This is a genomic window from Leptospira ellinghausenii, from assembly GCF_003114815.1.
In the GTDB taxonomy this organism is placed as follows: domain Bacteria; phylum Spirochaetota; class Leptospiria; order Leptospirales; family Leptospiraceae; genus Leptospira_A; species Leptospira_A ellinghausenii.
In genome coordinates, this window is sequence record NZ_BFAZ01000009.1 from 159,699 (window position 1) to 171,995 (window position 12,297).

12 protein-coding genes are annotated in these 12,297 nt (G+C 36.2%); 8 read left to right on the plus strand and 4 right to left on the minus strand.

Annotation, left to right across the window (positions count from 1 at the left end; genetic code table 11):
- Positions 1-52: 52 nt before the first annotated feature.
- From DI076_RS09270 to DI076_RS09285, 4 genes are read right to left on the minus strand one after another with little or no spacing between them, the layout of a single operon-like run.
- Positions 53-517: a DUF192 domain-containing protein gene (locus tag DI076_RS09270; RefSeq protein WP_108959650.1), complete on the minus strand. Its 465-nt coding sequence runs from the start codon at positions 515-517 to the stop codon at positions 53-55.
- An 11-nt stretch (positions 518-528) separates the two neighbouring features.
- Positions 529-1,293 carry an enoyl-CoA hydratase-related protein gene (locus DI076_RS09275; protein ID WP_108959651.1) on the minus strand — a complete coding sequence of 255 codons (765 nt, stop codon included), beginning with the start codon at positions 1,291-1,293 and terminating at the stop codon, positions 529-531.
- An 11-nt stretch (positions 1,294-1,304) separates the two neighbouring features.
- Positions 1,305-2,672: a PP2C family protein-serine/threonine phosphatase gene (locus tag DI076_RS09280; RefSeq protein ID WP_108959652.1), complete on the minus strand. Its 1,368-nt coding sequence runs from the start codon at positions 2,670-2,672 to the stop codon at positions 1,305-1,307.
- Positions 2,669-3,013 carry a hypothetical protein gene (locus DI076_RS09285; RefSeq protein ID WP_100716376.1) on the minus strand — a complete coding sequence of 115 codons (345 nt, stop codon included), beginning with the start codon at positions 3,011-3,013 and terminating at the stop codon, positions 2,669-2,671. The genes DI076_RS09280 and DI076_RS09285 overlap by 4 nt, the downstream gene beginning before the upstream one ends.
- 19 nt (positions 3,014-3,032) lie before the next feature.
- Between DI076_RS09285 and DI076_RS09290 the strand changes: the two genes are divergently transcribed.
- The 8 genes from DI076_RS09290 to DI076_RS09325 all read left to right on the plus strand — a co-directional run bounded on the left by DI076_RS09290 (position 3,033) and on the right by DI076_RS09325 (position 12,297).
- Complete coding sequence (locus DI076_RS09290; RefSeq protein WP_108959653.1) at positions 3,033-4,055, plus strand: hypothetical protein; 1,023 nt, start codon at positions 3,033-3,035, stop codon at positions 4,053-4,055.
- A gap of 25 nt (positions 4,056-4,080) precedes the next feature.
- Positions 4,081-5,352 (plus strand): hypothetical protein, encoded by a 1,272-nt coding sequence (locus DI076_RS09295; protein ID WP_439957311.1) that lies wholly within the window; start codon positions 4,081-4,083, stop codon positions 5,350-5,352.
- Positions 5,353-5,449: 97 nt separating this feature from the next.
- Positions 5,450-7,195: a HAMP domain-containing methyl-accepting chemotaxis protein gene (locus tag DI076_RS09300; RefSeq protein WP_108959655.1), complete on the plus strand. Its 1,746-nt coding sequence runs from the start codon at positions 5,450-5,452 to the stop codon at positions 7,193-7,195.
- Positions 7,196-7,204: 9 nt separating this feature from the next.
- Complete coding sequence (locus DI076_RS09305) at positions 7,205-7,708, plus strand: chemotaxis protein CheW (RefSeq protein ID WP_108959656.1); 504 nt, start codon at positions 7,205-7,207, stop codon at positions 7,706-7,708.
- Positions 7,709-7,711: 3 nt separating this feature from the next.
- Positions 7,712-9,643: a chemotaxis protein CheA gene (locus DI076_RS09310; protein WP_108959657.1), complete on the plus strand. Its 1,932-nt coding sequence runs from the start codon at positions 7,712-7,714 to the stop codon at positions 9,641-9,643.
- Positions 9,640-10,683, plus strand: a complete 1,044-nt coding sequence (locus DI076_RS09315) for a protein-glutamate methylesterase/protein-glutamine glutaminase (protein WP_108959658.1) — start codon at positions 9,640-9,642, stop codon at positions 10,681-10,683. The genes DI076_RS09310 and DI076_RS09315 overlap by 4 nt, the downstream gene beginning before the upstream one ends.
- Entirely contained in the window at positions 10,680-11,936 is a 1,257-nt protein-coding gene (locus DI076_RS09320; protein ID WP_108959659.1) for a sensor histidine kinase, read from the plus strand. The genes DI076_RS09315 and DI076_RS09320 overlap by 4 nt, the downstream gene beginning before the upstream one ends.
- A gap of 1 nt (position 11,937) precedes the next feature.
- Positions 11,938-12,297 carry a response regulator gene (locus DI076_RS09325; RefSeq protein ID WP_108959660.1) on the plus strand — a complete coding sequence of 120 codons (360 nt, stop codon included), beginning with the start codon at positions 11,938-11,940 and terminating at the stop codon, positions 12,295-12,297.

Consider the following 12,297-nt stretch of genomic DNA (forward strand, 5'->3'; position numbering starts at 1 on the left):
GATTCGAAATGGTATACGTCTCGAAATGAAGATTCAAGTAAAAAGAGAAAATTTAATCTTTTGCGGAAACTTTCCTTTCTAGGGTGAGCACTGCATCTTTCCCAATTTTATGCTTCGCAAACCAACCTTGGTTTACTTCAAGTGCATACATAGCAGGTTTTGTTCCGTTGTACACCTCATCAGTTTGGTTCGGTTTCATGTCGAATGATTCTAAAAGTCGCATATCTTCTGAAAAATAACCAATGGATAATGGGATCAGGGTATTTTTCATCCAAAAGTTTAGGTAATCAGGTTTGGGGAAAACAAAAAGCATCCCCTCATCTTCTCCCAGTTTCGTGCGGTACATAAGTCCCGTAGCACGAGTGGATGGAGTATTTGCAATTTCCAATTTTAGTACACGGTCAGCAACACTTCCAAACATTACTTCTGGCGTGTTGGTTTGTGAAGGGAATGACTCCGCTTGTTTACAAACCAATCCAAGAAGTAAAAAAAGAAGGAAAATGAACCGTGTCATCATAAATGGATTCCTTAAAAATTTGGTTTTCGTTTTTCGAGGAAGGCGGAAAGACCTTCTTTTGTTTCTTTGTCTGCGAATCGACCACCAAACAACTGCTTTTCCCACTCAAGTCCACGATCCATATTTGTTTCTAAACCTTGGCGAATCGCAGTTTTAGCCGCCTTGATCGCGTTAGGTCCTCGAGATAATATTGTGGATAGTGTTTTTTCTGATTCGTTTAGGAGTTCGGCTGGATCACAAACTTTATTGACTAAGCCTAATCTGAATCCTTCCTCTGATGAGATCATATCACCAGATAAAATGAGTTCCGTTGCTCGACCTACACCAATGAGTCTAGGTAATCTTTGGGAACCACCAAATCCAGGCAACAATCCTAAGGTAACCTCGGGAAGACCCAATTTCGCAACTGTTGACGCATAACGAATGTCACATGCCATTGCTAATTCCATTCCACCACCGAGACAAAATCCATTGATGGCAGCAATCGAAATGAGTCCTGACAATTCCATTTTACGGAATACAGTTTGTCCGAGTTCCGAAAACAATTGTCCTTCCTTGACATTGAATTCTTTCATTTTGGCAATGTCAGCACCTGCGACAAATGCTTTCCCTTCACCAGTAAGAATAAAACCTCTCACTTGAGAGTTAGCTTCTAATGTATCGACCATAGCACCGATTTCAGTGATGACAACATCATTTAGGGCATTGAGGGCTTCTGGTCTTTTGATGGTGACGATTGCAAAATTGGATTTGATTTGGATATCTAAAAAAGACAAATGATTTCTCCTTATTCTTCTACTTCCAATATGAGGAACATGGTGTCATCTGAAAAAGTATCTAAACCGAACTTGGTTTTAAGTTCATATAATAGATTGTTCTCTAATTCTTTTACGTTTTCGCTATTCCTGTGGCGATTGAGGAGAGCAAGTAACCCTTCAGTACCCAAACAATTTCCATTATGGTCCATGGATTCAATGAGTCCATCTGTATAGATAAAAAACCTGTCCCCTTTTGTGATCGGAAGTATTTTCTCAGAAATGGGTGGGACTTTTATATTAAAACCAAGGATTGCGCCTTGAGTTTCCAATTCCTGGAAATCCTCTCCTTTTTTTGCCAAAATCAAATAAGGATGGCCTGCATTTCCAATGGTGAGTTTTTTTTCGATAAAATCAAAAAACAAATAAATTGCAGATGCATGGTATTTATTCAGATCATTTGCAAGACGGTCATCTAAATAATCCATCAAACGTGCCGGTGCCGTTTTAAAACGATATGGGATCGTAGACACAAGAACCTTCATGATGGAAGCAACCATTGCAGAAGAAATTCCATGCCCAGCTACATCGGTAAGAAACACACCTACGTTTCCTTCCCTGAGTTGAACAAAATCAAAAAAGTCACCACCGATCACATTTGGGCTTTTTCGATAAAACGTAAACGTTAAGTTTGGGATTTTGATATTCCCTGGGAATAGTGCATCTTGTACACGTTTTGCAAGTTCTAACTCTTGTAACATAAATCGTTTTTCTTCGGACAAACTGTACATATCAGTTGTGTCTTTGCGTTTATTATAAACAAAAATGACTCCAAGAAGAGCACTGCCCCAATAAACTAAGAGTAAGAAGTATTGACTGAAATAAGAAGATCTTTCAGCAATCTCAATCGGGAGAAGGAAAATATACGAAAGATGGAATCCTGTAAAATAAATTGCACTTAAGATACACCCCCAAGGATTCAAACGTGTACTATACAACAAAATGGGAATGATGAAGGACATGAGGTAGGAATTTAAAAGATAAAAATGACTGAGTGTGGGAAAAGTTTCAATTCCTTTTAAAAATACCAAATAGATAAGTCCATCGGAAACAAACCCGCTAAAATAGATTACCTTTTCAATCGATATGGATTTTGTATAAAATTGTAATAACAAAACAAATCGAAGGATAGTAACCCCAAGTAAATAAGGAAGAATTTCCATTCGAATTTCGGCAAAAGGAGGAACGAAGAGTAAACTATAAACGATGAAATGAGTTAAAAAAACGGAATATGTATATTCTTTATCAAAACGAGGTTCCGCTAATTTTAAAATGTCCCATTCTTGTTTGGTTGGTTTATGAAAAATTTCTTTAAAATAAATATAAAACGAACGAGTCAATCGGGTTCTCCCCACACCAAAGTTTGGATTTCGGATCCATTCAAGGTGATGGTGAAACTTTTTCCTGTGTCCAGAAACTTGTCCATTTGATTCGCAAGTTCCATGGCTTTTTTCTCATCTTCCATCCGAAAAAAAAAGGGATGGGACATTGCTTTATAATTGTAAGGGAATCGTTCCGAAACAAGTAAAGTCACTCGGAAATGATCGGGGCGTTTTTCCAAAACAATATGCGAAACTTCTTTTCTAGTTAAGATACGCACATTGGGTCTTAGGTTCCATGGATTTATTTCTGCGAAAAGGATTCCTGGCAAAAAAAAGCATAGACCAACAAATCCTTTCATATAGAAATACCATCGGCAAATGAAATCAATTCCTTCTCTCTTAACCTTCGTATCATTTCTTTTTTTGGGATGTTCCCCAAAAGATTTCAATTTACCCGAGAACACATATGCCACTTGGGCAAAAACAAGCCCTGGACTTCAATTCGATACAATCCCTAACCAAAAATCTGAATGGAAGGATCGTATATATCCACTGGATGCAAAACGATTCAATACTCTTGTTGAAATCAATCAAATTGATGGTATCGAAGATATTCCCACTGGAACCAAAGATTTGAGCTTATGGAAAAAACGTATCGCGGAAATCCATTCTTCCTTTCCTAGTCCCTTAAACAAATTGGCAAATGAGTTGTTAGTTGGCATTTATTTTGTATCAAATCTTGGTTCAACTGGACTAACAGGGATTTTGCGAGATAAAAATGGGAACCCAGTTGCAGGGATCATTTACTTAGATGCAGACTTGTTGAATGTGGGAGGAAATGACTGGGCAACCAATCGAGAAAATACTACTTTTAAAAAAGATCCGATTTACTCCATTAAAATCCAATTGGATCCAACTAATTCCTTAAATTCAGCTCTCTCATTTATCATATTACACGAATTAGGTCATATTGTTGCCATTGTCAAAGGTTACGCACCTGATTACTCAGAACCAAAACGTGACTTTCGAAAATATCCATATTTTGAAGGAGTATGGTTATCTGAAACATACTCTCCATATGAAGGTAGTTTTTTCCCAGAACGATCCAATATCAAATTTTATCAAAAAAATCCAACGACTCCCATTTTCCCTGACGGAAAATTTTTATACAAGAAATTGACAAACACACAGTTTGTGTCCTTATATGCTGCCACCAATGCAGATGATACATTTGCAGAAGCCTTCGCGCAATATGTTCATGTGCTTATTTTGAAAAAAGAATATAAAGTAATTTTCCAATCGAAAGGAGAAGAGGAAGTAATTCTACTCAACCCTATTCAGAAAGAAGGAGGTAGAAAATTTCGTGAGTTATTCCAAGATCTGTTTGCGAAAACTTTATGAATTTATTTTTATCACCTTTTTCTTTTTGATTCTACCAGTCCAAGTCAGATCTGAAACAAAATCAGATGATTCAAAATCTATCACAATTGATACTCATACCGAAATTGTGTCGGATTTTATTTGGAGAGGGAATTCATTTGCAGGGGAAGGCCAAAACCGTAGGAATGGATCGTCCTACCAAAGTTTTACGTATGCACCAGCATTACAACCGACAATTACAGTTTTATCACCAGACAAAAAAATGGAATGGATGTTATTTGGAAGTTTCCAATTGACAAACCGAAGTGATAAAGATTCAGACAAACGACTTTTCCAATCAAGTCCTGGTGGTGTAGGCCCTTCTTATTTAGGGGAAGAATCAAAGTCTTTTGATCCTTATAACCAAGACCTTTGCGTACAATCAGTACAAAGCCAATTGATTTCTGGGACTCCTTCCAACTTAAATTGCCAATCGTTCCTACCAAACCAAGGTTATGGTCCCAAAAAAGAACCCAATGGTAACAAACGTGTGGACGGGATGTTTTTTTCCATGATGTATCATTTTGACCCAAGTGTTTTAGGTGACTTCAGTGTGGGAATATGGTTTTATAATACGTTCCAAAAAACTCCAAATTCACTCCTTCCCCCAGCCACACAAAAACAAAACGGCGTGGTTTCTGGTGGTCCAAGTAATACTTTCAATGCCAACAATCCCGATGCACAAACAAGGCTCACTTGGCATGAATATTTTTTCCAATGGAAATTACCTTGGGTGCGAATTGTAAAACCTACCATTTCTTATTACACTCAGTATTCTAATGAGAATGGTGGTTTATTTGCAGGGAAAAATTACCTTTCTTTATCTGCACAATATACGTTTTTTGAAGGGGATTTTTTCCGCATCCAACCTCATTGGAACCTCGGTTATGCCATGAGTAATAATGCCATTGACAACCGAAATGGGATTCAAGACATAACCTCATCCATCTCCTTCTTTTTTGGAGATTTTTTTCTAAAAGGAGCCCATATTTTACGACCCAATCCTTATCTCTTCGATACCAATAATTACTTTGGATACCCAAATGGGGATCCAGACAAAGCGAATTGGAATCGGAGTTCGGAAGATGGAAAAGTGGTCAACCCATCACGGATCAATGGTGCGTACAACACCTCAATCCTAAATGCGATCGACCAAATTTCTACAGGGAATTCTCTAAACGATTCGATCATCAAAACTTTTTTACGAGAATCGTATACGTTACAAAAGATACCAATCCATTTATTTTATGTTAGCTTCGGGTATTCAAAATCATTCTAACTGATTCGGGTATTATAATTTTAATCAAGAATATTAGGAAAGGCTTGACTATCTAATATTTCGATTCATACTTTGCCCCACCTCTTGGGGACTAATTATGAAATGGATTCAAAATTTAAAAATTCGCGCAAAACTCCTTCTGGCATTTATGATCACGATTCTCTTAATGATCGTGGTTGCTTCCGCTAGTTTTTATTCAGCCAATCAAATTTTAGCATCCTTACACACAGTTTTTGAAGACAGGGTTGTGCCCATAAGCCAAATCAAAGAAGTTTCAGATGCTTATCTCATTGGAATTGTTGATGCTGCGAACAAAGTTCGTGCGAAAAAAATGTCAGTGGAGGAAGCTCTCGAATCCATCCGAGAATCAGAAGCTAAAGCGGATGAAGTATGGAAAGTTTATTTAGGAACTTATCTTGTCCCGGAAGAAAAAGCAATCATCGATGAAATGGAAAAAGAGTTCCCACCACTAAAAGCTGGGGTCAAACGATTGCGCATCCTTTTGGAAACTAGGAATGAAGCAGAAATAGAAAAATTTGTTTCTGTTGATATGTATCCAATTTTTGAACCTCTCACCCACCATTTAGATGATTTGATCCGAGTGCAACTAAAGGTCGCAAAGGAAGAATACCAAAAATCAGAAGCACATTTCCAACAATCTTTGGTGATTGTAACAGTAGTGGTCATTGTTTCCTTTGTATTGGTATTTTTAATCGCTTTTCTTTTTTCCGATGCAATTGCAAGGCCCATGAAAAAAATAGTATCGATTGCCCAATTAATCTCAATTGGCGATTTAAATGTAAATCTAGAATCAAACAAAGAAACGATCCAATCAAAACACTTAGAAGGAAATGAAATCCAACAACTTTCACAAGCCTTTATGGAATTAGTCGACTTCATTAAGGAAAGAGCAGAACACTTGGAACGAATTGCAAATTCTGATTTAAGTTCCGATGTAACCTTAAAATCGGAACGGGACCAATTGGGCCTGAGTTTAAAAAGAATGTTAATCAATTTATCTGAGGTTGTAGAGAAACTTTATTTCACATCGCAAGAAGTTGATTTAGGGGCACAACAATTAGCAGATGCAAGTACTTCCCTTTCAGAAGCCGCAAGTGAACAAGCAAGTGCCGTGGAAGAAATCTCTGCAACTCTAACAGAAATCAGTAATAGTTTTTTATCCAATGCTGATAATGCAGAACAAATGACAGAATTCTCAGAATCCACAGCAAAACAAGCGATAGAAGGGAACAATCGGATGAAAGACCTTGTTTCAGCGATGGGCGAAATCAGCAATTCATTTGAACAAATATCAAAGATCAATAAAGTGATCAATGACATTGCATTCCAAACAAACATACTTGCTTTAAATGCAGCAGTGGAAGCTGCACGTGCTGGCCAACATGGAAAAGGATTTGCTGTTGTTGCAGAAGAAGTGAGAAACCTCGCTCAAAAAAGTGCCAATGCTGCAGACGAAACAACCCTCCTCATCGAAGCTTCGCTAAAAAAAGTAAAACTTGGAAATGAAGCAACGGAAAAAACTGCTGAAGTGCTTGGAAAAATTTCAGAAAGTGCAGATAATGTCAGCAATCTAACTAAAGACTTAGCACTCTCCATCAACGAACAAAAATCAGCTGTTTTACAAATCACACAAGGGATTGACCAAGTAACTACCGTTACATCAACCACTGCCGCCTCAGCAGAGGAAGTTGCAGCTTCTAGTGAAACACTCAAAAGACAAGTGGAGATTATGCGAAACGTAATTATGGGTTTTAAATTAAAAGAGGAAGGATCCAAATCGACTGCTTTAACTCGTATCGAAAGGCCTAGAATTATTTTATAGGATACTACCATGAACAATACATCAAAATCATGGGAGATAATAGAAGATGAAGATACAATGCGAGACTTGTATCTTTGTTTTAGCTTAGAGAATCGTTTTTATGCATTCGAAGTTCGGTATTTAACGGAAATAATGGCCCTCCCAGCCATCACAACGATTCCCGGCACTGCTCCTTTTTTGAAAGGTGTGATCAATATTAGAGGGAAAATAATCCCTGTAATGGATGTTAGATTACGTTTTGATATGGAATTCCAACCATACCATGAACGAACTTGTGTTTTACTCGTTGAACTGGATGGTCATCCTTTGGGACTGATCGTAGACAAGGTAAATGATGTAGTCAAAATTCCTGCTGAGAATGTTGATTTAGCTCCAAAAATCGGAGAATCAAAATCATCTCGTTTTATTTATGGAACAGGTCGTGTTGGTGATACTGTTAAAATATTAATCAACCTTCAACGACTACTCACCCAAGAAGAAAGTTATATGATCCAAGACATTCCTGGAAATTGAGAAATGGAAAGAGAAGATGTTTTAGAATACCTAGTCGAAGCCAAAGAAAGTTTAGAGAATATTGAATCTGGATTATTAAACTTTGAAAAAACTACCTTAGATGGTAGTTTGGTTGACCGAGAAATTTTAGATACACTATTTCGACATTTTCATACAATCAAAGGTAGTTCTGGTTTTTTTGGATTGTCTGGTATCGTCAAAATCGCTCATGCTGCAGAAAACTTACTTGATTATTTACGCAATAGACCCTCCTCACAAGACGAGGAAACATTAGAAATTTTACTTACCGCCTTAGACCTATTAAACGAACTTGTGATCCATGAAGAAGATACACCTTCTGGTGGAGATTTGTATACAGAGGAACAATATCAGTTTTTACAAAGGTCGAATGACAAATTATTAGAATTAAAAAATTCGGGATTGGATTTAAGTCCAAACTTTGAAACTGAACCAACCAAAGAAGAATTCGGACTTTTTCAAAACGATGACGTCAATCAATCACCGAAAGAAGAATTTGGGATTTTTACGAATGAAGTAACACAAAAACTCCCAGAAGAATTCAGCTTGTTTCAAAATGATACAAACGATTCCAATAATGAAGAATTCGGATTGTTTGAACCAAAAAAATCTGAATCAAATGCAGAATATGGATTGTTTATTACAAATCAAATCAATGTAGAATCACAACCTACTATACCACCAACTAACAATTCAAAATCGAAACTCGAAGAAAAAAAATCCAACCAAAAAAAAGACATCCGAATCGATACTGATAAACTTGACTCACTCTTAGACATCGTAGGTGAAATTGTAATCAATGAGCCGATGGTCACAGAACACCCTGATTTAAAAAAATTAAAATTAGAGAACTTTCAAAAGTCTGCCCTTCAATTAAAAAAATTAATCAGAAGTTTACAAGAAATCACACTTAGTTTGCGTATGGTTCCTATTTCAGGTGTTTTTTCACGAATGGAACGATTGGTTCGTGATACTGCGAAAAAAACCGGCAAACAAGTTGAACTCATCATTTCAGGAGAAGATACAGAAATCGATAAATCAATTATCGAAGAAATGTATGATCCACTTGTTCATATCATTCGGAATGCAATCGACCATGGTTTAGAAACTCCAGAGGAAAGAAAAGAAGCAGGTAAACAAACAAAAGGAAAAATTCATCTAACCGCCGTTCAATCAGGAAAAGAAGTTTGGATTGAGGTGAAGGATGATGGGAAGGGCCTACAGAGGGATAAAATTATCCGAAAAGCAATTTCCTTGGGCCTAATCAATCATCTGGAAGCTGAGAATTTAAAAGACGAAGAGGTTTGGGATTTTTTATTCCACCCTGGTTTTTCAACTGCAAAGGAAGTAACCGATTTATCGGGTAGAGGTGTAGGTCTCGATGTAGTACGAAAAAATGTAAGCACACTCAAAGGATTTGTAGATGTAAGTTCCAATTTTGGACAAGGAACCGTGTTTTTAATCAGAGTGCCTTTAACTCTTGCCATCATCGAAGGACTTGTTGTTAGAAAATCAGAAACTTACTTTATACTCCCCTCCATCGATGTAAAAGAAACTTTATACATCAAGGAGGAACCAATCCACGAATTGTATCGTAACAACCATAGTATTTTATATCGAGAAAATCAAATTTCTATTGTTGATATCGACTTATTATTTGGAAAAGAATCAGAACTAAACGATCATCATTCAATCCAAGAAAAGTATATGATCGTAGCCGAATCTCATGAAAATCAGATGGGTATCGTTTTCGATGAAATATTAGGGAACCAATCCATCGTCATCAAACCAATATCCCCATTATTTAAAAACATCAATGGCTTAGCCGGTTGCACCATTCTTGGAAATGGGCATGCAGGATTGATTTTAGATGTAAGAAAATTAATCAACCAACACATGGCGATTCAATCCACATGAGAAAACACAAAGCAATTATTGTAGATGACCAACGTACAGTTAGAAGTATGATCAAACGTTGGATAGAATCGGATAAAAACTGGGAAGTGGTAGGAGAAGCTTCCAATCCATTTGAAGCTAGAGATCTCATCATTGAGAAACAACCAGATGTAATGACACTTGATGTACATATGCCTGAGATGGATGGAATCGAATTCCTAAAAAAATTACTCCCTCAACATCCCATGCCTGTCATCATGTTTAGCTCTTCCACTACAGAAGGCACGTCTATTACTTTAGAAGCACTTGATGCAGGTGCATTTGATTACGTTACAAAACCGACAGGAACACAAGAAAGTTTAATAGAAGCCAAAGAAGATCTATTAGAAAAACTAAATGCAGCATTAAATTACAATGTTTCTCTGTTCGAACAATCCAAAAGAATTATTTCAGTCACACCAACAGAATCAAAAAAATCAATAAACTTCAGAACAAAGTTAATATTAATCGGATCGAGTACAGGAGGAACAACTGCCTTAAGAAAGTTATTGGACGAAGTAGATCATACTTTCCCCCCCATTCTCATCGCCCAACATATGCCAGAAAACTTTACTGCACTATTCGCAAGTCGACTCAATTCAGAATTAAAAACAAAGGTTGTTGAAGCAAAAGACAAACAAATTCTAGAAAAAGGAACAATATACATTGCTCCTGGAAATTATCATTTAGAAGTTCAAAAATGGAATGGGGACTTATATACAAAAATCCTCCAAACGGAAAAGGTAAATGGTCATAGACCATCTGTAGATGTTCTATTCGAATCAGCAGTACAGAATGGTTTAGCAAAAGACTCAATTGGCATCTTACTAACAGGTATGGGTAGTGATGGAGCCAAAGGTTTACTCAAGTTAAAAAATAATGGATGCTTCACACTTGGACAAAACAAAGAGACCTGTGTTGTTTATGGTATGCCAAAAGTTGCCTTCGAATTAGGGGCAGTGATGTACCAACTCCCTCTAGATAAAATGCTAGATAAAGTAAAAGAAATAGGTGCCAGATGATTCCCCATAGTTTAATATTAGAATCTTCAATTTCCAGTAATCTTTTGAAGATTTTGGATGAAATCCATTATACTTATGAACGATTGACAAAATTAGGCGATGTTTTGAATTCCTTAAAAAAAGAAAAATTCCATTTTTTAATCGTTCCTATTGAATCTTTAGATAAAGTTAGTTCCCAAGAAATTTTAGAGAGTATCACAAACTCATTTCCAAATACATTGATCCTTCTCATTACAAATTCTGATAACTGGGCACAAACAGCTTATTTACTCAAAAGGCATAGCGCTTATGATTTTTTACAAACACCACTGGAGGTCGATCATGTGAAGTTTACCATGGATCGTTCCTTCCAATATCTTAACACAAAAGTAAAAACACAATTTATCCACGAAGCAGAAAATCATTTGTACCGAAGAGTGATTGAAATCTTCGATTGGAAAAAATCGCTTACCCATAAAGAAAACCAAAATATATCTGCTGATATCATCCACCAAATGAATATTAATTTATTCCAAGGAAGTGGGATTGGCACTTTAATGAGTGTTGTAAGCATCTTACTTTCAAAAAGCAAATGGGACCAAGACAATAATCATTATACCATTCAAAAACCAATCTTAGATTTATTATCAGAGAACTATGATGCCGCAAAAAGTATGTTTGATAGTATGTCTATATCTCAGAATGTAATTGATGATAATGAATTGATCCAAACAATGGAATCACCATTAAAACTATTACCAATCATTCACTCAGAAATCCAAACATTAGAAGAAGCATTAAAAATCAAATCGCAGAAAATCAATGTAAGCCAGATTCCCAATTCGGTAAACCATCATGAAATCCGTTTTGATCAGGTTAAAATATCTTATGCAATTCGAGAAGTTTTACTGAATGCAATCAAATACTCAAAAGATGGTGATGAGATTTATATAATCTTCTTTCAAAAAGAAAATTTTCTGGAAGTGAAATTTATAAATCCTGCTTATCAGAATGAAGATGGGACAGTCGGTATTCCAGAAAAATTTGAATCAATTATATTTGAACCTTTTTTCCGAATCTCTTCAATCGTTGATGATAGTTATGCTAAATTTGAACAATTCCGATTTGGGTTAGGTTTAACATTGGTTAAAAAGATTTTAGACCAACACCAAGCCAATGTTCAAATCTACAACATAGAAGATAATTTAAAAGATGATAACAAAGTAGATGTATGTTTAACAATTCGATTTCCATTAATCAAAAAGGAGAATTAAAATGGCTAGAATATTAACTGTAGATGATGCACCAGCGGTATTAAAAATTTTAAATTTAGTACTCACCACTGATGGTCATGAGGTAGAATCAGCATCCAATGGAATGGAAGCACTGGAAAAAATTCAAAATTCAAAGTTTGATATAGGAATCTTTGATGTAAACATGCCAGGAATGACAGGGATTGAACTGACTGAAAAAACTTTAAAAACGGAAAATGGAAAATCCATGAAAATAGTTATGTTAACTACAGAATCTAGTGAAGAGATGAAAAACAAAGGCAAAGCGGCTGGTGCAGTGGGGTGGCTTGTAAAACCTTTTGCAAATGAATCACTAACAAAACTGATATCACAACTGACTTAA